The organism is bacterium, assembly GCA_035549195.1.
In the GTDB taxonomy this organism is placed as follows: Bacteria; Oederibacteriota; Muellerivitia; order Muellerivitales; family Muellerivitaceae; genus DASZRK01.
Genome location: DASZRK010000002.1, coordinates 177,251 through 197,659, shown reverse-complemented (window position 1 = coordinate 197,659; position 20,409 = coordinate 177,251). Strand labels below are relative to the sequence as shown.

Below are 20,409 nucleotides of genomic sequence, written 5' to 3'. Positions count from 1 at the left end.
TATCCTTTGAACATGTTCCCACTTATGAAGGTCCTGAACCGGGCCCTACTGATCGCCGGGGTGTTGGTCGCCCTGACGCCTTGCGGCTTTTGCCATCAGGCCATGGGGTCGACGGCGACCGCCTGCTCCATGAAGTCCATGTCGGGCCAGATGGACTGTTGCCACAAGAGCAAGCCGGTCAGCCCCCTTTGCAAGGTCATGGACCAGTCTTCCATGGTGTCGGCCGGGCATTCCCTTGCGCCGGCTCCCGTCGTGGTGGTCCATCCTTTCGTTGTTCCGTCCTTCGTTCCGGCCGGGGTTCCTTTCCATCCTTCGACCCCGATCGACACCTCGCCGTTCCGAGCACCCCTCTCCTTAAGAATCTGATCCGTTCCTTTTGATGCGTCCGGGCGGGCCTAAACCTGTCCCGTATCCGCGCGTCCCTCTGGGCCCATGGCCCGGGGACCGCCAAAAGGAGTGGTCCTATGAAGATCCTGAAATTCATCCTTATCCCCCTGGTGGGGTCCGTCCTGGTGGGCAGGGCATGGGCCCAAGAGGCCGATCCGGCCCCGGTCACCTTGGAGCTGACCCTGGCCAAGGTCGAACAGCTGGCCTTGAAGGGAAACCCCCATATCCACGCCGCCCGGGCCCGGGCCCGGGCCGCGGATAAGGAGGTCCTGCCCGCGCTCTTTCCCGCCGACCCATCCTTCATGATCGACAAGACGGGTGAATCGGGGGATCCGCTCAACTTCTCCTCCGGCATGGAGATGTGGATGGTGGAGGAGAACCTGGGTTTTCCGGGGAAGGGCATCGTGAAGGCGGACGCCCTGGGGGCGGAGGCCAAGCGCCTGGAGGCCGAGGCCGGGGCCACCGACCGGGAAATCCTGCTACAGGCCCGCCAGGCCTTCTGGGAGTTCTATTTCCGCAGCAAGGTGGACGGGATCCTGCAGGACGCCGAGAAGAACTGGAAGCACCTGAGCCAGGTGCTCCAATCCAAGGAGCTCAGCGGCCAGTGGCTCTCCCTCAAGACCATCAAGATGCAGATGGAGAGCGCCCGGGCGGTGAACGACCTGATCACCAATACCCAGGCCTTGCGGGTCTCCCAACTCAACCTGACCCATCTCTTCAGCCTGCCCCATGCCACGTCCTATGCCCTCGCCGGGGATGAAGAGCTGCCGGCCCTGGCCTTGGGCGAGGAGGAATTCGTCCACCGGGCCCTTCATTCGAATCCGCAGTTGGAATCGGCCCGTCGGGAAGTGGAGGCGAAGGAGGCCGAGGGGAAACTGGCGCTCCTGGACCACCTGCCGGATTTCAACTTGAGGCTCTCCGGCACTCGCGATCCCAACGGCGGTTTTTCCGATTACGGGTTCCGCTTCGGTTTGAGCGTGCCGATCTTCTTTCCCGCCAAGCAGACCCAGAGGGCGGACGCCGCCGGGGAAAGGACCGAGGCCGCCCGTTACGACCTGAAGGGAAAGCAGGACGAGGTCATCCACATGACCGAGCAGGCCTATGTGGGCGCCCAGTCGGCCTGGAGGCTGCTCCAGCTCTACGAGCAGGGAGGGCTCCTGAAGCAGACCGAGCGGGCCTGGCAGGCCACCCAACTGGCCTACCGCAACGAGGAGATCCAGCTTCCCGAATTCGTGGACAACTACAACACCTATCTGCAGACGGTGACGGCCTATTACCAGGCCCGCACCGATTATGGAAAGGCCCTGGCCGAACTGGAATACCAAGCCGGGGACCTAGGAGGGGACGATCATGAAAAGCCTTAAGAAGACGATGACGATGAGGTGGTTCTGGCTGGGAGCGGTCTTGGCCCTGGCGGGAGGGGGATGGGCGATCTTCCGCTACGCTGCCACACCCCGGGTCGCGGTGAAAAAGACGGTCTATACCTGTCCCATGCACCATCAGATCCGCCGGGACCATCCGGGGAGTTGCCCCATCTGCAGCATGACCCTGATCCCCTTGGAAGATGAGGAGAAAGGGAACGCGATGGAAGGGATGGAAGACAAGGGCCTTCCGGGCCTGGCGCCGGTCAAATTGAGCGACCATAAACAGCAGATGATCGGTGTGAGGATGGCGAAGGCCGGGATCGAGTCCCTGACCCGGACCATCCGGACCGTCGGACGCTTCGCCGGCGGCGGGGGCGATTTCGCCGCCTTGGCCGGCGACTTCGCGGCCCAGAATTCGCTCAAAAGTTCCGGCCGTTACGTGGTGGCCGACGTCTATGCCTTGGACCTGCCCTTCGTGAAGGTGGGCCAGAAGGCCTTCGTGTCCCCCTTGAGCGGCTCGGGCGCGAGGGTCGAGGGCCGGGTGTCCTTCCTCTACCCCTACGACGGCACCCAGTCCCGGGTGACCCGGGTGAGGGTGAGCCTGCCCAAGAGCGACATCCGGGACATCTTCGCCAATGTGGAGATCGAGGCGTCCACGTCCCCCAAGCTCGCGGTCCCTCCCGGGGCCGTGATGGACACGGGGACCCGCCGCTACGTCTTCCTTCGAACGGAACCGGGGACCTTCGTGCCCCGGGAGGTCACCATCGGCTATGAGGGGGACGAGGGCTGGGAGGTCCTGGCCGGCCTTCAGGAAGGGGATGAGGTGGTGGACGGCGCCAACTTCCTCATCGACGCCGATTCCCAGATCAAGGCCGCCTTCGAGAAAGGGGACGCGCCATGATCCGCCGGCTCATCGACTGGTGCGGGCGCAACCGCTTCCTGGTGTCCCTGGCGGTGGCGGCGATCGCGGCCTGGGGCATTTGGTCGGTCAAGAACATCCCCTTGGACGCCATCCCGGACATCTCGGACACCCAGGTGGTGGTCTATGCGCAATGGATGAAGAGCCCCGACATCCTCGAGGACCAGGTGGCCTACCCGATCGTGCGGGCCCTCTTGGGCGCGCCCCGGGTCAAGAGCATCCGGGCCTCGTCGGATTTCGGCTACAGCTACATCTACGTCCTCTTCGAGGATGGGACCGATGTTTATTGGGCCCGGAGCCGGGTCCTGGAATACCTCTCCAAGATCCAGGGGACGCTCCCACCGGGGGTGAAAGTGGAAATGGGGCCCGATGCCTCGGGCGTGGGCTGGGTCTATCAATACGCCCTGGTGGACCGTTCGGGCCGGCACACCCTATCCGAACTCAAGAGCTACCAGGACTGGAACCTGCGGTACCAATTGCAGAGTCTGCCGGGGGTGGCGGAAGTGTCCACGGTGGGGGGAGAGACCAAGCAATACCAGGTCGAGGTCAATCCCAACGCCCTGGCGGCCTATGACCTGGCCTTCTCCCAGGTCCTTTCCGCCGTGCGGGATTCGAACCGGGACGTGGGCGGACGCTTGCTGGAGCTCAACGGCGCCGAATACATGATCCGGGGCCTGGGTTACCTCAAGAGCGTGAAGGACCTGGAGAATGTGGCGGTGGGGCGCGACCGGCAAGGTACCCCCATCCTGGTGCGGGACGTGGCCCGGGTGGAACTGGGGCCTGAGGTGCGCCGGGGGGTGGCGGAACTGGACGGCCAGGGCGAGGTGGTGGGAGGCATCGTGACCGCCCGTTACGGCGAGAACGCCCTGAAGGTCATCGAGCGGGTCAAACAGAGGATCGAGGAGTTGAAGCCGAGCCTTCCCCCGGGGGTCGAACTGGTGCCGGTCTACGACCGTTCCGAGCTGATCGACCGTTCCATCGATACGCTGACCCATGAACTGTTGAAACTGGCCTTGGCCGTGTCCCTGGTCTGCCTGATCTTCCTTTGGCATTTCCGGAGCGCCCTGGTCATCATCCTGACCCTTCCCCTGGCCATCCTGATGTCCTTCATCGCCATGCGTTACATGGGGGTCTCCTCCAACATCATGAGCCTGGGGGGCATCGCCATCGCCATTGGGGCCATGGTGGACGCCTCCATCATCATGGTGGAGAACGCGGTCAAACGCCTGGAGGAATGGGAGGCGGACCGTGGGCGAAACCCTTCGACTCGCTCGGCTCGCTCAGGGTTGAGCCGCACCGAAGTCATCATCGGTGCGGCTCAAGAGGTCGGCCCCGCCCTCTTCAACACCCTCCTGGTCATCACGGCGGGGTTCCTGCCGGTCTTCGCCCTGCAGGGGCAGGAGGGGAAGCTCTTCAGTCCCTTGGCCTATACCAAGACCTTCTCCATGTTCTTCGCCGCCTTCCTGGCGGTGACCGTGACGCCCTTCCTGATGACCCTGTCGCTGAAAGGGAAGATCCTTCCCGAAAAGGACCATCCGGTCGGGCGTTTCCTGGAACGCTTCTACCGGGGCCCCGCCCAATGGGCCCTTCAGAACGGCGGCAAGGTCCTGGCCGGGGTCGGGATCATCCTGGCCTTGACCCTCCTCCCTTTCCTCCGGCTGGGGAGCGAATTCATGCCCGACCTTTGGGAGGGATCCCTCCTTTACATGCCGACCACCCTGCCCGGGATCTCGGTCACGGAGGCGGCCCGGATCCTGCAGTCCCAGGACCGGGTCCTCAAGTCCTTCCCGGAGGTGGAGCGGGTCTTCGGCAAGGCGGGACGGGCGGAAACACCCCTGGACCCGGCCCCCCTTTCCATGGTGGAGACGACCGTCCTGTTGAAGCCCGAGTCCCAATGGCGCAAGGGGATGACCCGGGACCAATTGCTGTCCGAGATGAACGATGCCCTGCAATTCCCGGGTTGGACCAACGCCATGACCATGCCCATCATCAACCGCATCAACATGCTCACCACGGGGGTACGCACCCCCATCGGCATCAAGGTGCTGGGGACGAGCCTGCCCGACATCGAGAAGGCCGGGCTTTCCATCGAGAAGGTCCTGGCCGGGCTCAAGGGCACCCGCAGTGTCTATGCCGAGCGGGTGACGGGGGGCTATTACGTCGATATCCGCCCCAAGCGGGACCAGGTCGCCCGCTATGGGCTCAAGATCGAGGACGTGAACGAGCTCATCGAGATGGCCATCGGGGGGGACCGGGTCACCACCACGGTCGAGGGCCGGGAACGTTATCCGGTCAGTGTGCGCTACGCCCGGGACTACCGCGATGACGTGGGGAAACTGCGCCGGGTGCTGGTGACCACTCCCTCGGGGACCAAGGTGCAGTTGGGGCAGTTGGCGGACGTCTCCTTGACCCTGGGGCCTGGCATGATCCGGGACGAGAACGGCCTCCTGGCCGGCTACGTCTACGTGGACACCGAGGGGGTGGACCCGGGTACCTACGTGGGGTGGGCCAAGGCCCTGATCCGCGACCAGGTGAAGCTTCCCGAGGGGACCCGCCTGGCCTGGAGCGGGCAATACGAATACAAGGAAAGGGCCGACAAGCGGCTCCTCATCATGGTGCCCTTGGCGCTCCTGCTCGTCTTCCTGCTCATCTATTTCAACACCGGATCCTTCACCGAAACGTTCCTGGTGCTCATGGCCGTCCCCTTCTCGCTGGTGGGGGCGGTGTGGCTGCTCTGGGCCCTGCATTACAACACTTCGGTGGCGGTCTGGGTGGGCATGATCGCGCTCGCCGGGCTGGACGCCGAAACGGGCGTGGTCATGCTGCTTTACCTGAAGATGGCCTATGAGGGAAGGAGGGCGAAAGGGAGGATGCGGGACGAAAAGGACCTCCGGGAAGCCGTGATGGAGGGGGCGGTGAAACGCCTGAGGCCCAAGCTGATGACGGTCTGTGCCGCCTGGTTCGGGCTGGTGCCCATCCTCTTTTCCACGGGGGCGGGCAGCGACGTGATGAAGCGCATCGCCGCCCCCATGGTGGGGGGCGTGGCGACCTCCTTCATCCTGGAGCTCCTGGTCTATCCGGTCCTTTTCACGGCCTGGAAATGGAACACGGAGCTGTCGGCCCGGAAGGGAAGGGGTCTTTGGCGTTGGATCCGGAACTTGGGGTAAGGGATGTAACCGTTTTTCCCAAGGGAATTTATTCTATCGTTGGAAGCGGGGATGGATTCGGGGCCCTGTTTGGGTTAGTTTGGGGCCCCTGTCGCCCGGAAAAGGAAAAGGAGAAGCCATGAAACGAACGATCGCAGTCCTTGCTTTGCTGTCCATTTTTGCCCTCGGGGTGACGCTGGCCCGGGCGGACGAGGCTCCGTCCTCGACCCCCAGCGTCCCCGCTCAGAAGACCACTCATGCCCATAAGGCGAAGAAAGCCAAGAAGACGGCGGCCGAGACCTGGGCCTGCCCCATGGGGGATTACAGCGGACCCAAGACGGCCGATGGGAAATGCCCCAAGTGCGGCATGGACCTGGTGAAGCAAAAACCGGCCCCCGCGAAGAAGGCGAAGGTCAAAAAAGAGGCCAAAGCCCCGGTGGGCCAGGATGCCCAAAAGGTCGTTTGGACCTGTCCCATGTGCGGCGGTTCCTACGATAAGGCCGGGAAGTGCCCGGATTGCGGGATGGACCTGGTCCAGAAGAAGTGACGGAACGCTGAAGGTGACGGAAGGGGCGGGGCCCAAGGCCCTGCCCCTTTTTTATAGGGGTTGGGGGCCCCCGTCCGGCTGAATAGAATGGGGCCGGACGGATGGAAAGATCGGTCTTAAGGAAAGCACGTTCCATGATGAGAAAAACGGGTTGGGGCCTGGGCCTGTTGATCGCGGTGGCCGTGATCGGGACCGTGGCCTGGTTTTCCCTGTTCAACAAGGACATCTACCTGCCGGATGTGGATTCCATCACCCGCATCGAGGTCCGCCAGAACGATTTCGAGCAAAAGGCCCAGCAGGTCAGCTACGTGGAGGAGAAGGCCAAGATAGGCAAGATCTACGATTTTATCCATCAACGGCGCACCGGATGGGAAAAGCTCATGGTCACGCCGCCCGGCGTGCAGGTCCTGGTTCATTTCTACAAGGGCGACAAGGTCCTCTTCCACCTTTACCTCCTGAAGAACGACCGCCTGCTGATCGGCAACAAGGATGGCGCCTTCTCCCATAACATCCACAAGATCGAACGGACGGAGATCGAGCGCCTCCTGGGCATCGGTGAACCCGCCCCGAAGGACCGTTGATCCTTCCCGTTCCCGGCCGGCCGAAAGGGATCCCATGGCCTTCATGAGCCTCAAGACCCGCACCGCCCTTTGGGCGGCGCTCCTGACCCTTTCCACTACCGGCCTTTTGGGCAGTTACCTGGTCTGGAGCTCCTATGAGGCCCTGCGTGGACAGGTCCAGCAGTCCCAAAGGGCCTTGGCCCGCACCTTGGCCTGGGAGGTGGACCAGGGGCTTTCCACCGCCCTGCAGACCATCTCGGTCTTCGCCAAGGACCCCCGGACCCTGGCCCGGGACAAGGCCTATATCATCCGGGAAATGACCCTCATCACCTCCACGACCGAATATGTGGACGCGCTCCTTTGGTATGACCGCGACGGCTCGCTCTGGGCCAAGAGCATCTCGGGCGTCTCCTCCGCCGAATATCCCCCGGACCGTTTCGTGCGGCAGACGCTGGAGCGTTCGGGACAACTGGAGCATTCGGTGCTGGTGGAGGTCTATACGGCGGCTTCCGGCCACCTGGAGATCGGGATCAGCGCCCCGGTCTTCCGCCAAGGGGAACTCCAGGGGGTGCTGGTGGGGGTCATGCACCTTCCCAACCACGTCATCGGCAACATGGACACGGCGAGGATCGGAAGGTCCGGCTACGCCTACCTGGTGAACCACGAGGGGATCGCCATCCTGCATCCGGACCGGGCCAAATGGCTCCGGGACCTGAGCGGCAACCCGGCGGTCAAGGCCTTCCAGACCCAAAAGGAGGGTTCCATCCAATTCAGGAACCAGGATGGCGAGGAGGTGGTCGCCGCCTTTTCCCCGGTCAAGACCTCGGATTGGGGCGTGATCGTCCGGCAACCCGCTTCCGAATGCTATGAATCGGCCACCCGGATGCTGTGGGGGACCACCTTCTTCGTGATCCTCGCCATGGCGGCCAGCGCCTTCCTTTCGATCGTGTTGGCGGAAAGATTCGTGGACCCGATCCTGAACCTGGCCCGGGAAGCGGAAGGGTTCCGGACCCTGGAGACCTTCCGCGGGTCCGCGATGAAAGCCGCGGCGAACGACGAGATCGGGCTCCTGAAACAGGCCCTCTTCCGGATGATGGGGACCATCCGCTCCCAGGACCGGGAAAAGGAAAGGGCCTACCTGAGGACCTTGAAGGCGGAGCGAAAGGCCGCCGAGTCCGAACGCCTGGCCACCGTGGGACAGTGGTCCGCGGGGCTCGCCCACGAGCTCAACAATCCCCTGACGGTCATCCTGGGCGGTGTCCGGATGGCCCTGCGGTCCGGGAAAAGGAAGAAGGATTGGTGGATCCGGGAGATCGGGAAGGAAGCGGAAAGGTGCCGGCGCCTCCTGGGCGACCTCCTGGACATCGCCAAGCCCCGGCGGATCACGCCCCGGGACTGCGACCTGGCCGGGATGGTGCGGGAGACCTGGGACCGGCTCCCGGAGAGGGGCGTTCCCTTCGAACTGAGGCTTCAGCCGGACCGATTCCGGGTCCGGGTGGACCCGGACCGGTTCGCCCAGGTCCTTTTGAACCTCCTGAAGAATTCCCGCGAGGCGATGGCCCAAGGCGGTATCGTCCAGGTGGAACTCCGGAGGGAAGGGGGGTTCAACCGGCTGGTCCTCACGGACCAAGGTCCCGGGATCCCCCCGCGGCAGCTCCGGAACCTCTTCAAGCCCTTCTTTACGACCAAGGCCCAAGGGACCGGGTTGGGGCTCGCCATGGTCCAGGCCATCCTCCGGGAACATCGGGGAACGGTCCTGGCAAGGAACCGGAAGCCCCGGGGCCTTAGAATGGTGTTGGAATGGCCGGTGGATCTTTCTTCCAAAGGAAAAAAATGAGCAAGCCCGCGCGGATCCTGGTGGTGGAGGACGAAAAGGGGGTCGGAAGGCTCCTGGAGACCATGTTGGGGCGGCAAGGGCATCAGGCCGTCCTGGTCGGGGACGCGGAGAGCGCCCTGGGTCTCCTGGGGGCCGAGGCGTTCGACCTTTTGATCACGGACCTGCGGCTTCCCGGCATGGACGGGGAAGCCCTTTTGGAGAAGGTCAAGAAGGCCCATTCCAACCTTCCGGTGGTGGTGATATCCGGTTACGGCAATACCCGCAACATCGTCCAGGTCATCAAAAAGGGGGCCGAGGATTACCTCTCCAAGCCCTTCAACCCCGAGGACCTGGAAGTCGCGGTCTGGAAATCCCTGAACAAGCAAAGGCTGCTGGCCGAGAACGAGAGGCTCCGCAAGGAGATCGCCGGTAAGGCCGGGCCCATGATCGGCCATTCCCGGGCCATCGACCAGGTCCTGCAAACGGTCCGGAAGTTCGCCCAAAGCAGCGCCCCGGTCCTCCTGACCGGGGAGTCGGGTGTGGGCAAGGAACTGGCGGCCAAGGCCCTTCATGAGGCCTCCCCCCGCGCCAAGGGGCCCTTGGTCCAGGTCAACGCGGGCGCCCTTCCCGCGACCCTCTTCGAGGCCGAGCTTTTCGGCGTGCGCAAGGGAGCTTTCACCGGAGCCCACGAGAACCGGGAAGGCCTGTTCCAGGCGGCCGACGGCGGGACCCTTTTCCTCGATGAGGTGGGGGAGATCCCCTTGGAGTCCCAGGCGAAGCTCCTGCGGGCCCTGGAAACGGGTGAGGTCCGGCCGGTGGGCGACATCAAATCGCGCAAAGTGAACGTGCGGATCGTGGCCGCCACCAACCAGGACCTGGAGGAGATGGTCCGGGAAAGGCGTTTCCGGAGGGATCTCTATCACCGTCTTTCCGTGCTTTGCCTCAGGATCCCTCCTTTGCGGGAACGGCGCGAGGATATCCCCGCGCTGGCGGAACATTTCCTGGCGGGCTTTCGCCGGGAGACCGGGAAGGACCTGCGGCTGCTGCCGGACACGATGAAGTGGCTCTTGGCGCAGGATTGGCCCGGGAACGTCCGGGAATTGAAGAACACGCTGGAGCAGGCAGCGCTCTTGACCTCCGATGGCGCGATCCGGCGGACCGAATTGCTATCGCTGGCCCTTCCGGAAGAGGGGAAAACGGCGGGTGGGCTTTTCCGGACCGCCAAGAAAGCCTATGTGGAGTCCTTTGAAAAGGACTATCTCCACACCCTGTTGTCCCAGACCCGGGGGAACGTGTCGGAAGCATCCCGGCAGGCCGGGATGGCCCGTCGTAATTTCCAGGCCCTGCTGAAGAAATACCGTTTCTCCCCGGCCCAGTTCAAGAAGTGATCCCTTCTAAGGCCTGCATGCAAAGATGCCCGATGCATTCCTTTTAATGCATGGGGCGCCCGCCCACCCCGGTGAATCCCGCCGATTTAGATAGCCCCCCTTTGGCATGGCCCCTGCTCTTATGGAACACGGGCAGGGATCCAGGACCGGAGGGCTCGTGAAATATTCCTTTCGAATTTTTCTACTGGCCTTGGTGATCGTTCTGGGCGCCCTTTGGGCCCTTTCGGGACATCCGGGTCCCACCAAGGACCCCAAAGGGAGCGGTCCTTCGAAAACCCTTGACGGGGGAAACGCAAGGACCGAGACCAACGTACAAAGGATCCCGGTGCCCAAAAAGTGACCCTTCGCGAGAAGGGGACCGGGTTTGTCGGCCCGGGGCCGTTCATTCAATTTGACCTAAGGAGGATGAGGATGAAAACGCTTAAAAGCAGGGGATTTACCTTGATCGAACTGATGATCGTGGTGGCGATCATCGGGATCCTGGCGGCGATCGCGATCCCGCGCTTCGCCCAGATGTTGGAGAAGTCCCGGGAAGGTTCGACGAAGGGGAACCTGGGATCCTTGAAGTCGGCGGCCTCCATCTATTACGGGGACCAGCAGGGGATCTGGCCGACGACCCTGAACGCCTTCAGCACCTACGCCTTCAGCCGATATTTGGATAACGTTTCCCCGGTCAAGGTGACCGGCGCCTTCGTGGCCAATGCGGTCAGCCCCGCTGGGGACAAGGTGGCCTTGACGGGTCAAAGCCAGGTCCCGACGGGAAGCTCGACCGGTTGGATGTACGACAGCGGTTTGGGCAACGTGTATGTGAACAGCACGGTCAAGGACTCGAAAGGCATCCCTTATTCATTTTACGGGTTTGAATAAGAACGCATTGGGGCTATAGTCCGCAAAGAGGCCGGGATTTGTCGATCCCGGCCTCTTTGCCTTGGGTCAAAGGCTCCGAGGCCATTCTTCAAAAGTTCCAAGGAGGTTGACATGATTCGTCTATCCAAAAAGGGGTTCACGTTGATCGAGTTGATGATCGTGGTGGCGATCATCGGGATCCTGGCGGCCATCGCGATCCCGCGCTTCGCCCAGATGTTGGAGAAGTCCCGAGAAGGTTCCACGAAAGGGAACCTGGGGTCCTTGAAGTCGGCGGCTTCGATCTATTACGGCGACCAGCAGGGGATCTGGCCCACCACACTGAATTCCTTCAGCACCTATGCCTTCAGCCGCTATCTGGACAATATCTCGCCGGTCAAGGTGACAGGCGCTTTCGTGGCCAACGCGGTCAACCCTTCGGGCGCGGGAGTCGCGATGACGGCCCAAAGCAAGGTCCCGACCGGAAGTTCGACCGGCTGGATGTACGACAGCGGCTTGGGCAACGTGTATGTGAACAGCACGGTCAAGGATTCCAAGGGGATCCCTTATTCGTTCTACGGTTTCGAATGAACTGAAGTTTAACGTTCATGCTTTTAAAGGGGCGGCATTAGCCGCCCTTTTTTTATTTTGGATCCTATCGATTTAATCGTTTTTGTAATGGGAAACGGAAAAGGTTCCCGGGAACCGAGGCCCCGGAACCGGCAACCGGCGTTTTTCCGATTGGAAACCTGGAATCGTTCCGTTAAGTTCCATCCTAGGCCGTAACCCGAGGGATGGAGGCTTTTATGGATTGCCGCCAGGTACACCAAGCCTACAGTGTCTATATACAAGGGAAGCTTTCCCCTCAGCAGACCGCTTGGGTGACCGAGCATATCCAGGATTGCCCGGATTGTTACCTGCTGGACCAGAACGTCCGTAACGCTTTCGTCATCGAAAAGACCGGGATGGCGCTGGCCGCCTCGGGGCCCTCTTCCGATAAATCCTCTTCCTTTCAAACCGGTCCCGCCGACCGCGACACCTGGCTGATCTAAAGACCCTTTCGACCCAACCTTAGTTCCCCCGGTCCGGTGACTTCGGCGCCTTTCAGGCCGATCCTTGTCCTCAAGACGCGGATCTCCACGCCCGCTCTTTTCGTTTTTCGCAAAGTGTGGGCAAAGACCGGGTCCGTGTCCTCCTTGGGACTTACCGAAAGTCCCAAAGGATTTTGAAGGACAAAAAAGACCAGGGACCCGGTGCGGGGCTTGCGGCGAAGGGCCATCAGTTCTCGCAGGTGTTTGGAGGCGCGTTCGGACGGGGCGTCGGGAAAGAAGCCCCGGCCTTCCTGGTCCACCAGGGTGACGCACTTCACCTCGACCCAAAGGACCCGGCCCGTCCGTGGATCACGGGCTTGGAGGTCGAAACGGGTATGGCGGTCCAACGGGACCTCGCTTCGCAACCGGCCGTAGGCGCCCAGCCCCGCCAGCTTTCCTTTTTCCCAAGCCTCCCGGACCAGCTTGGGCGCCACGTTGGCCTCGATGCAGACCCACTTGCCCCGGTATCGGGCCAGGCGGATGGAGTAGCGGGTCTTCCGGGGAGGACCCGTGCCCAAGGCCTTGCCCTTGGAGCGGTGATCCACCAGGGCGACGGTGGCGCCGGGCCGCAACAATTCCCGCAAGCGGCCCGAATTGGTGACGTGGCAATATTCGACGCGGCCCCGCACCTTGACCCGGGCCCCAAAACGATGGAGCCTTTCGAGGAAAACGCCTAAAACCAGGGGGGCATCGGGCCATTTCATGCGCCCAAGCTATCCCAATTTCCAGGCGGTTGGGGTAATTTATAGAGAACATCATGTATCCGACCGGTCCGGTCCTTTGGAAAGGCTTCCCTTGAAAAACCCACGTCGATCCCTCCTGGTGTCCTTGTTGGGCGCGGGCTTCCTGATCTGTCCGCTTTCCTCCTGGGCCACTCCTGAATCGGACTTCACCGCGGACGCCCAAGCCGATTACCAGTCCCTGACCAATTACATCAACGGTCGTTTCGCCGGTAGCATGGGTTTCTTCACTTCGCTCGGTTGGAACACGCCGACCCAGGTCTTTGACCTGGTCTCGGGCCCCCGGGCCGAGGTGGGGGTGGGGGTCGGGGCGGACCTGATGGGCCTTCCGGACCTGAATTCGGTCGGCCTCAACGCGATCCATCTCTCCTCCAACCTGAGCATTCCGGCGGTGGTCCCGGCGCCCTTTCCCGTCCTGACCGGCAAGGTGGGTCTATTGAACGGGCTGGACCTGGGGGTGAAGTTCAACTACCTGCCCCAGGTCAACCTTCCCGAACTGGGGTTCGCGGCGGACTTCTTCGGATGGGGCCTGGACCTGCGTTACAAGCTGGTGGAAGGCGCGACCGCGCCGACCGTGACGGTGGGCGTCAGTTTCGACGACATGGCGGGGAACCTGAGCATCGGCACCCCCATCAACCAGTCCGGCAATTATGTCGACTCCAACACGTCCATGAACTACAACGTGAATTTCACCGGCAACAACACCTATGCCCTCCATTGGGAGACCAAGAGCTTTGGCGCCCAAGTGCAGGTGGGCAAGGACCTGGGGGTCGCGTACCCCTTCGCGGCCATCGGTTTCCAGCGCAATTCGGGGACCATCACTTCCACCATGACGGGCACCGGGACCCTGACCGTCTCTCCGGGCAGTCCCACGCCGATCAACGTATCCGCCGCCAATTCGGCCCAGCCCAACCTTTTCGAGCCCAAGTACGTGGTGGGGCTCGATTTCGGCATGGGTCTCCATTGGGCGATCGTGGGCGAATCCAACGGGACCGACCTGGCCTTTTCCACCAGCTTCCGGGTCCAGCTCTAGGGAACGCCATGCCCACCGCCAAGCGGACGAACCGCATCTCCTTCGTGGACCAGAACGAATGCACCGGTTGCGAGGCCTGCGTGGTGGAGGCCCCCAAGGTCTTCCGCATGACCTCCGACGGGCTCTCCGAGGTCTTCAATCCCCAGGGCGACAGCGAAGAGAGGATCCAGGCGGCCATGGATTCCTGTCCGGTGGCCTGCATCCACTGGAAGAAATAGGAGCGCCATGGGGATCCACCAAGGCTGGATGGAAAAACGCCAGTTCGAGCGCATCGACGCCACCGTCAAGGTGACCTATACGGTGGTCCCCAAGGGCGAGCTGGTCCGGGTCCTATCCGACCCGGCCTACCGGGAATCCTCCATCGACCACCTGCCGGAGTTGGCCAAGAAATCCGCCAGCGTCCACGCCGTGACCCGGGACATCTCCATGGGGGGCATGTCGTTGGTCGGGTCCGACGAATTCCCTCCCGATTCGGCCCTGGAGATCCATCTTTACCTGCCGGGCTATCCGGCGCCCTTGACCCTCCTGGCCGAGATCGTCCGGGTCCATACCGAGGGGTCCCCCTCCTCGGGCACGACCCACCGGGCGGGCATCAAGATCCTGGCCCTCAACCGGCAGGATGTGGTGCGGCTGGACAAGTTCCTCCTGGCCGAGAAGATCCGGCAACGCAACGGTGGCAAATGAACAAAGGCATCGTTCCACTCCTGGCTTGAGAGCGAGGCTGCATGACACCTTCTCCCGGTCCCCTCAAAATCCTCTCCACGACAAAGGTGGGGAAGTACGACATCCCCGGCCACCCCGAACATCCTTTAAGGGTCCTGAGGTCCTTGGAACACCTCAAAAGTATCCTGCCCAGACAATTATTCGAAGAACCTAAACCCGTCCAACTGGAACAGCTGCACGCGGTCCATCACAAGGCCATGATCGAACAGGTCGAGAAGGAAGGTTATTTCGATCCGGACACACCGGGCGCTCCCGGGGTGTGGGAAAGCAGCCTTCTGGCGGCGGGAGCGGCGGTGCAAGCCGCCGAAGAAGCCCTGGAAGGCCCAAAGGTCTTTTCCCTCATGCGCCCGCCCGGGCATCACGCGACCCCGGACAGCGGCATGGGATTCTGCTATCTCAATTCCATGTCGGTGGCGATCGAGGACCAGGTGAAGAACAAAAGGGCCGGGCGCGTGGCGGTGCTGGACCTGGACTGCCACCACGGGAACGGCACCGAGGATTTCTGTTTTGGCCGGGATCCTTTCCTTTATGTCTCGCTCCACCAGTTCCCGGCCTATCCGGGTACGGGCCGCCAGTCCCGGGGGAACTGCGCCAATTACCCCTTGCCGCCCGGGACCACGGAGCGGGACTATTTCCAGTCCTTGGACAGCGCGCTCAAGCGGGTCGCGGAATTCAAGCCGGACCTGTTGGGTATCTCCATGGGATTCGATACTTATGAGAAGGACCCGCTCACCCAGTTCGGGCTCACGAAGAAGGATTACCGGGGGATCGGGAAAGCCCTGAAGGACATCGGAACCCCCACCTTCGCGCTCTTGGAAGGCGGTTATCACGATGACCTGCCGGCCCTCATCGAGGAGTTCCTGATGGGTTGGACCTCTTAACGGCAATTTTAAATTTTCAATTCTTAGTTTTTAATTAAGAACCAAAAATTAAGAATTCAAAATTCAACCGGAGGATCGAGTTGAAAACGCCGATCATGACCCTTCTCACCGATTTCGGCTCCCGGGACCCCTTTGTCGGTGTTATGAAGGGCGTCATTCTTTCCATCTGCCCCCAGGCCCGGCTGGTGGACCTGACCCACGAGGTTCCGCCCCAGGCGGTCATGGCGGGGGCCTATTTGCTCAAGACCTCCATCGGCTATTTCCCCCCCGGGACCATCCATCTCTGCGTGGTGGACCCGGGGGTGGGGAGCGCCCGCAAATGCGTGGTTCTCAAATCCCAGGGCCATTTTTTTGTGGGCCCGGACAATGGGCTTTTCTCGGCGGCCTTGAAAGACTGGGGCATCGAACAGGTGGTGGAACTCACCGATAAGAAATTCCAACTTCCGAACCCCAGCACGACCTTCCACGGGCGGGACATCTTCGCTCCCGCCGCCGCCCATCTGGCCAAGGGGGTGCCCTTGTTGAAACTGGGGAACCGCATCAACCATTGGGTCTGGCGGGAACTACCGAAACCCTTCAGGACCAAGGCGGGCTGGACCGGGGAAGTGCTTTGGATCGACCGCTTCGGGAATCTCATCACGAACCTGGAAGCCAAACATATCCCCAAGCCTTTCCGCATGAAGATCGGCAAGACGGTGGTGCTCCATGTGGCGACCCATTATTCGCAGATCAAGAAGGGAACGGTGGCCGTCTTGGTGGGGTCGTCCGGGAACCTGGAGGTGTCGGTGAATGGGGGGAGCGCTGCGCAAAAGCTGGGTGCGAAGATTGGATCGCCAGTTACTTTGGGTTGAAGATGGCCTGGTTCAACCCGAGGTTTTTTTAAACAAGAACAGGTCAAAACCTTTAAAAATGATAATGTTAATCTGTCGAATTGGTTTTTGCGGGAAAATCTTGGCCGTCGGAGGGTAATGTGGGGATTCGGTATCGTATTTGTGCGGTCCTCGCCGTCCTAACCGTGATCTTTGTTGCCGGACCGTCTTTTGGGTTTGCCGCTACATCCATCCAAATACTCACACCTCCAGGATGGGTAAAAGTCTCCTTGGAAAGCATCCCGACCAACGACCCTTCCGTGCCCAAATCCGTTCTTGATCTGGCAACAGATCTTGCCCAAGAACCCACGTTCAAGCTGGTGGCCTATGATCCCAAAGCCTATAAAGCCCAGAAATCAGCGGTCATGTATGTCCAAGAAATCCATTTCGGGCAATTATCCGATCCCACCGAAAAGGGGTTCCTGGAGGGGCGTGGGGAATGTTACGTCAAACAAGCCATGGGTCAAGACACAACCCTTGTTGAGAGAAGAGGTTTTGTAACCTTCGGGAAATTCGTTGAAAGGCTGGTCATGGAATTCATTTCGACCAAGCGAAAGATCCCCATCATTGAAACAACTTACATGTTCATCCACGGGAACAACCTTTATCAGGTGAGTTTCCGGGTGGACAAGGACACATTCACTTCCTACGCGCCGGTCTTTCAAGGATCTTTGATCGGGATCCTTAAGGCGATCCAGTAACCAGCACGCCCTCCCATATGACAAATCCTATTTTTCGGTGTGCGGTCGAAAGCCCTACATCGGAGAGGCGTTGTGTTCTGTGGAAAATGTGGGGTCAAAATGCGGGAACAGGTCCATTCGGCTCACAAGAAAAGGAAGTTCATTTGTCCTGTTTGCGGCGGGCGTGCATGATAGGTGGTAAAGAAAAGGTCCGGGGTCGGTGTCGTTAAATAAGGAATGAACTTCGGGTGATCGGAAACGCTTATTGGGGCCTAGCCCGATGGGCCCACTTCTTCATCCAGTTCTTCTCGTCCTTACCCTTCCACAAGGTCTTGAAGATGGCTTGATGGGTTTTGCCGTTGCTGGCCAGGGCGTTCTGCGCCAATAGGTCGAAGGGCTTGCCGTTGATGTCGGTCACCCGGCCGCCCGCCTCCCGCACCATCAGGACCCCGGCGGCCATATCCCAGGCCTGGATGCCCCTTTCCCAGAAACCGTCGAAACGCCCGGCGGCCACATAGGCCAGGTTCATGGCGGCCGATCCGTCCCGGCGGACGCCCTGGGCGGTCAGCACGAAGCGGCGGAAGTTGTCCAGGTTGTAATGGGTCTCACGCACGGCATAGGCGAAGCCCGTGCTCAGCAGGCTTTCCGAAAGGCTCTTGGTCGGGCTGACCTTGAGCCGCTTTCCATTCAAAAAGGAGCCCTTGCCTTTTTCAGCGGTAAAGAGCTCGTTCCGTAGGGCGTCATAAATGACCCCCACCACGGGCTCGTTGTCCTTCACCAAGGCGATGGAGACGCAAAAGAAGGGATAGCTGTGGGCGTAATTGGTGGTCCCGTCGAGGGGGTCCACCAGCCAGGTATATTCGGAAGAGGTCGAACCCTGCCCGCTTTCCTCTCCCCAAAGATTGTGGGTGGGGAAGGATGCCTTGAGCATGGAAAGGACGATCTTCTCGCAACGCTGGTCCACTTCGGTGACCAGGTTCAATTTGTTCTTGGATTTGTACTGGATGTTCCGGACCCGGCCGTAGTGGGCCTTTTGAACGGCGCCCGCTTTCTTGGCGGCCCGAACGGCGATGGTTAAATAAGAGGACATTAAAGTTTTCTCCTTGAGGCCCGGGGATTGTAACAACCGGCGGGGACGCGGGAAATAGAGGGCGGCCGTAAAAGGGATTCGGCTATAATGCGGTCGTAGTCCGCCCCTAGGACATTCCGTCCTGAATTCCATGGAAAACCCCGGGCGGAGAGAAGTCTTTTGTCATGAAAGCGTTTGAAAGCGAAAGGCAAAAACCATGTCCGTCACCATCTATGACGTGGCCCACAAGGCCGGTGTCTCCATCTCGACCGTTTCCCGGGTGCTCAACAACAATCCCAATGTGCTCGAGGATACCCGCCAAAAGGTGCTCCAGGCCATCGCGGAGCTCAAGTTCAAGCCCAACCCCATCGCCCGGGGCCTGGTGGCCCGCCAGACCAACCTCATCGAGGTGGTCTTCTCCTGGTCCGGCTATCAGTTCAACCTGCAGAGCGCCTGGTATGTGGGGCTCCTGAACGGCATCAACGAGGTGGTGCAGGAGAACCAGTACGGACTCCTCATCAACACCATCGCGGGCATCTTCGACCCGCAGGAGGTCTATCGCCGGGTCTATCACAACGCCGTGGACGGGGTGATCATGGTCTCCCCCTACCTGGAAGAGACCGACGTGTTGCAGATGATGGACCAGAAGATCCCGGTGGTCCTCATCGGCTACCGAACCGAGAGCCAGGAAATGGATTTCGTGGACAGCGACAACGTGCAGGCCGCGGTGACGGTGGTGGACCACTTGGTGAAGCTGGGCCACAAGAAGATCGCCTTCATTTCAGGCCAACCCAAGACCTCCCGCAACGCCAATGACCGCTTGAGGGGATTTCGGATGGCCATGGAGGGGAAAGGTCTTTCCATCCCGGAAGGTTATATCGTCGAGGGGGATTTCATGCGCCCCTCCGGCGAGGAAGCGATGAAGAAACTGTTGGCCTTGCCGGACAAGCCCACGGCGGTCTTCGCCTCCAACGACCTGATGGCCCTCGGTGCCTGGGATGTGGCCGAGGAAGCGGGGCTCACCGTGGGTGGAGACATCGCCCTGGTGGGGTTCGACGACATCACCGAGGCTTTCACCCCGCCCTATTCCCTGACCACCGTGCGCCAGGATTACCGGACCATCAGCGTGGAGGCGACCCGGATGCTCTTGGACAAGATCCACGCCGGGAGCCAGTGGAAACCCAAACAGGTGCTGGTGCCGACCCAGTTGGTGGTGCGGCAATCCTGTGGTTCCAAGAAAAAGTGGTTTTAAACCTTAAACCCCAAAAGTCGTTTCACCGCGAGGGTGCGAAGCGGCGAAAGGATCATGAGGGCGGAGCCGGATCCTGAATGCCCGGTAAAATTCCCGTCTTCGCTTCTTCGCGGTCAAATCAGGTCTTTTAAGCGGGCCTTCTGCGTTGCAGGCCCGTAACCCGGTTGCTACAATGCCTCGGCTTTTGCTGGCCAAACTTCCATGGGATGGGACATGCGTCGACCCCTCATCAATCTCCTGATCATCCTGGCCGCCCTGGGCGTCCTTTATTTGATCGCCGCCGGGCTCGGGCTCACCCGCGGTTTAGGCAAAAGGCACGTGGAAGCCAAGAGCCAGATGATCAACGACTTCGAGCGGCCGCAATGGGACTATGACTGGACCACCGGTGGTTATGTCCAGATCGAACCCTCGACCGAGAACAAGACCCACGGCAAATACGCCGCCAAGGCGACCTTCCTTCTCTTCAACCAGTTCTACTCGACCCCGACCCCCAACCCGGCCCTGACCTCCGACGCCTCCATGGGAGACACCCCGACCCCCCTTCCCACGGCCACCCCGACCCAGACCCCCACGGGCGGCAAGAAGCAGGTCGCCTTGGCGGTCGCTCCTCCGGCTTCCCCTGTCCCGACCCCCCCCATCGCCTGGCGGCCCGAGATGGTCCTTGAGAACCGTTCCCCGACCCAGTTGGGGGTCTATGAATGGCAGGATTACGCCAACTTGAAACTGGACGTCTTCGATCCCCAGGATCAGCCGGTCTCCTGGTTCATCCAGATCGCCGACTCACGGGGCTACGTCTATACGGCTTCGGGGTCCCTTTTGCCCCGGAAGGTCAACAACTTGGTCCTGCCCCTGGGTGAGACGGCGGCCTCCCGGATCGACCTCTCCAATATCCGGTCCTTCCATTTCGGACTGGATCTGTCCGGTGCCGCCCAACCTTTGGTGGTCTACCTGGACAACCTCCGACTGGATGGGGATGCCAAGGCTCCCAAACCGGTCGCCGTTGCCTCTCCGACCCCCCGCCGCTAGGGACGGGTCGCCCCTTTTCCCAATTCTTGCGTCCCACCCGATTTGTTCCTGGCCGAAAATCATTTAAAATGCACC

The 20,409-nt window shown here is 61.2% G+C and carries 21 protein-coding genes; 19 read left to right on the top strand and 2 right to left on the bottom strand.

Features of this window, described 5'->3' with window-relative positions:
* Positions 1-12 precede the first annotated feature (12 nt).
* The 11 genes from VHE12_00905 to VHE12_00855 all read left to right on the top strand — a co-directional run bounded on the left by VHE12_00905 (position 13) and on the right by VHE12_00855 (position 12,022).
* A complete protein-coding gene (locus VHE12_00905) occupies positions 13-366 on the top strand; it encodes a hypothetical protein (protein HVZ79338.1) in 354 nt (117 codons plus the stop codon).
* A gap of 98 nt (positions 367-464) precedes the next feature.
* Entirely contained in the window at positions 465-1,751 is a 1,287-nt protein-coding gene (locus tag VHE12_00900) for a TolC family protein (protein HVZ79337.1), read from the top strand.
* Positions 1,738-2,652, top strand: a complete 915-nt coding sequence (locus VHE12_00895; protein ID HVZ79336.1) for a heavy metal-binding domain-containing protein — start codon at positions 1,738-1,740, stop codon at positions 2,650-2,652. The genes VHE12_00900 and VHE12_00895 overlap by 14 nt, the downstream gene beginning before the upstream one ends.
* On the top strand, positions 2,649-5,837 hold the full coding sequence (locus tag VHE12_00890; GenBank protein HVZ79335.1) for a CusA/CzcA family heavy metal efflux RND transporter: 3,189 nt from the start codon (positions 2,649-2,651) through the stop codon (positions 5,835-5,837). Before VHE12_00895 ends, VHE12_00890 begins: the two co-directional genes overlap by 4 nt.
* A gap of 118 nt (positions 5,838-5,955) precedes the next feature.
* Positions 5,956-6,363, top strand: a complete 408-nt coding sequence (locus tag VHE12_00885; GenBank protein ID HVZ79334.1) for a heavy metal-binding domain-containing protein — start codon at positions 5,956-5,958, stop codon at positions 6,361-6,363.
* 134 nt (positions 6,364-6,497) lie between these two features.
* On the top strand, positions 6,498-6,944 hold the full coding sequence (locus VHE12_00880) for a hypothetical protein (GenBank protein HVZ79333.1): 447 nt from the start codon (positions 6,498-6,500) through the stop codon (positions 6,942-6,944).
* Between the two features lie 34 nt (positions 6,945-6,978).
* A complete protein-coding gene (locus VHE12_00875) occupies positions 6,979-8,760 on the top strand; it encodes an ATP-binding protein (GenBank protein ID HVZ79332.1) in 1,782 nt (593 codons plus the stop codon).
* Positions 8,757-10,127: a sigma-54 dependent transcriptional regulator gene (locus tag VHE12_00870; protein ID HVZ79331.1), complete on the top strand. Its 1,371-nt coding sequence runs from the start codon at positions 8,757-8,759 to the stop codon at positions 10,125-10,127. Before VHE12_00875 ends, VHE12_00870 begins: the two co-directional genes overlap by 4 nt.
* Before the next feature lie 411 nt (positions 10,128-10,538).
* Complete coding sequence (locus VHE12_00865; protein ID HVZ79330.1) at positions 10,539-10,994, top strand: type II secretion system protein; 456 nt, start codon at positions 10,539-10,541, stop codon at positions 10,992-10,994.
* Positions 10,995-11,105: 111 nt separating this feature from the next.
* Entirely contained in the window at positions 11,106-11,561 is a 456-nt protein-coding gene (locus tag VHE12_00860) for a prepilin-type N-terminal cleavage/methylation domain-containing protein (GenBank protein ID HVZ79329.1), read from the top strand.
* A gap of 215 nt (positions 11,562-11,776) precedes the next feature.
* A complete protein-coding gene (locus VHE12_00855) occupies positions 11,777-12,022 on the top strand; it encodes a zf-HC2 domain-containing protein (protein HVZ79328.1) in 246 nt (81 codons plus the stop codon).
* On the opposite strand, the gene sfsA is transcribed toward VHE12_00855, so the two are convergent.
* On the bottom strand, positions 12,019-12,765 hold the full coding sequence (sfsA, locus tag VHE12_00850) for a DNA/RNA nuclease SfsA (GenBank protein HVZ79327.1): 747 nt from the start codon (positions 12,763-12,765) through the stop codon (positions 12,019-12,021). The genes VHE12_00855 and sfsA overlap by 4 nt on opposite strands.
* Before the next feature lie 91 nt (positions 12,766-12,856).
* On the opposite strand from sfsA, the gene VHE12_00845 reads away from it, so the two are divergent.
* The 6 genes from VHE12_00845 to VHE12_00820 all read left to right on the top strand — a co-directional run bounded on the left by VHE12_00845 (position 12,857) and on the right by VHE12_00820 (position 17,008).
* Positions 12,857-13,834 carry a DUF6588 family protein gene (locus tag VHE12_00845; protein ID HVZ79326.1) on the top strand — a complete coding sequence of 326 codons (978 nt, stop codon included), beginning with the start codon at positions 12,857-12,859 and terminating at the stop codon, positions 13,832-13,834.
* Between the two features lie 8 nt (positions 13,835-13,842).
* The gene (locus VHE12_00840; GenBank protein ID HVZ79325.1) at positions 13,843-14,052 is read left to right on the top strand and encodes a ferredoxin; all 210 of its coding nucleotides are present in this window, start codon (positions 13,843-13,845) and stop codon (positions 14,050-14,052) included.
* Between the two features lie 7 nt (positions 14,053-14,059).
* Entirely contained in the window at positions 14,060-14,518 is a 459-nt protein-coding gene (locus VHE12_00835) for a PilZ domain-containing protein (protein ID HVZ79324.1), read from the top strand.
* A 41-nt stretch (positions 14,519-14,559) separates the two neighbouring features.
* Entirely contained in the window at positions 14,560-15,438 is an 879-nt protein-coding gene (locus VHE12_00830) for a histone deacetylase (protein ID HVZ79323.1), read from the top strand.
* A gap of 80 nt (positions 15,439-15,518) precedes the next feature.
* The gene (locus VHE12_00825) at positions 15,519-16,289 is read left to right on the top strand and encodes an SAM-dependent chlorinase/fluorinase (GenBank protein HVZ79322.1); all 771 of its coding nucleotides are present in this window, start codon (positions 15,519-15,521) and stop codon (positions 16,287-16,289) included.
* Between the two features lie 119 nt (positions 16,290-16,408).
* Positions 16,409-17,008 (top strand): hypothetical protein, encoded by a 600-nt coding sequence (locus VHE12_00820; protein HVZ79321.1) that lies wholly within the window; start codon positions 16,409-16,411, stop codon positions 17,006-17,008.
* A gap of 241 nt (positions 17,009-17,249) precedes the next feature.
* Here VHE12_00820 and VHE12_00815 read toward each other — a convergent pair whose 3' ends face one another.
* Positions 17,250-18,077: an inositol monophosphatase family protein gene (locus VHE12_00815; protein ID HVZ79320.1), complete on the bottom strand. Its 828-nt coding sequence runs from the start codon at positions 18,075-18,077 to the stop codon at positions 17,250-17,252.
* 196 nt (positions 18,078-18,273) lie between these two features.
* On the opposite strand from VHE12_00815, the gene VHE12_00810 reads away from it, so the two are divergent.
* Positions 18,274-19,308 carry a LacI family DNA-binding transcriptional regulator gene (locus tag VHE12_00810; GenBank protein HVZ79319.1) on the top strand — a complete coding sequence of 345 codons (1,035 nt, stop codon included), beginning with the start codon at positions 18,274-18,276 and terminating at the stop codon, positions 19,306-19,308.
* A gap of 213 nt (positions 19,309-19,521) precedes the next feature.
* A complete protein-coding gene (locus VHE12_00805; protein ID HVZ79318.1) occupies positions 19,522-20,334 on the top strand; it encodes a hypothetical protein in 813 nt (270 codons plus the stop codon).
* Positions 20,335-20,409 lie beyond the last annotated feature (75 nt).

Bases quoted from the DNA above. Each gene is read 5' to 3' on its own strand.
- VHE12_00890 (HVZ79335.1), top strand. From the start codon at position 2,649: ATGATCCGCCGGCTCATCGACTGGTGCGGGCGCAACCGCTTCCTGGTG.
- VHE12_00860 (HVZ79329.1), top strand. From the start codon at position 11,106: ATGATTCGTCTATCCAAAAAGGGGTTCACGTTGATCGAGTTGATGATC.
- VHE12_00895 (HVZ79336.1), top strand. From the start codon at position 1,738: ATGAAAAGCCTTAAGAAGACGATGACGATGAGGTGGTTCTGGCTGGGA.
- VHE12_00840 (HVZ79325.1), top strand. From the start codon at position 13,843: ATGCCCACCGCCAAGCGGACGAACCGCATCTCCTTCGTGGACCAGAAC.
- VHE12_00805 (HVZ79318.1), top strand. From the start codon at position 19,522: ATGCGTCGACCCCTCATCAATCTCCTGATCATCCTGGCCGCCCTGGGC.
- VHE12_00900 (HVZ79337.1), top strand. From the start codon at position 465: ATGAAGATCCTGAAATTCATCCTTATCCCCCTGGTGGGGTCCGTCCTG.
- VHE12_00815 (HVZ79320.1), bottom strand. From the start codon at position 18,077: ATGTCCTCTTATTTAACCATCGCCGTTCGGGCCGCCAAGAAAGCGGGC.
- VHE12_00810 (HVZ79319.1), top strand. From the start codon at position 18,274: ATGTCCGTCACCATCTATGACGTGGCCCACAAGGCCGGTGTCTCCATC.
- VHE12_00885 (HVZ79334.1), top strand. From the start codon at position 5,956: ATGAAACGAACGATCGCAGTCCTTGCTTTGCTGTCCATTTTTGCCCTC.
- VHE12_00880 (HVZ79333.1), top strand. From the start codon at position 6,498: ATGATGAGAAAAACGGGTTGGGGCCTGGGCCTGTTGATCGCGGTGGCC.
- VHE12_00875 (HVZ79332.1), top strand. From the start codon at position 6,979: ATGGCCTTCATGAGCCTCAAGACCCGCACCGCCCTTTGGGCGGCGCTC.
- VHE12_00865 (HVZ79330.1), top strand. From the start codon at position 10,539: ATGAAAACGCTTAAAAGCAGGGGATTTACCTTGATCGAACTGATGATC.
- VHE12_00855 (HVZ79328.1), top strand. From the start codon at position 11,777: ATGGATTGCCGCCAGGTACACCAAGCCTACAGTGTCTATATACAAGGG.
- VHE12_00870 (HVZ79331.1), top strand. From the start codon at position 8,757: ATGAGCAAGCCCGCGCGGATCCTGGTGGTGGAGGACGAAAAGGGGGTC.
- sfsA (HVZ79327.1), bottom strand. From the start codon at position 12,765: ATGAAATGGCCCGATGCCCCCCTGGTTTTAGGCGTTTTCCTCGAAAGG.
- VHE12_00835 (HVZ79324.1), top strand. From the start codon at position 14,060: ATGGGGATCCACCAAGGCTGGATGGAAAAACGCCAGTTCGAGCGCATC.
- VHE12_00905 (HVZ79338.1), top strand. From the start codon at position 13: ATGTTCCCACTTATGAAGGTCCTGAACCGGGCCCTACTGATCGCCGGG.
- VHE12_00830 (HVZ79323.1), top strand. From the start codon at position 14,560: ATGACACCTTCTCCCGGTCCCCTCAAAATCCTCTCCACGACAAAGGTG.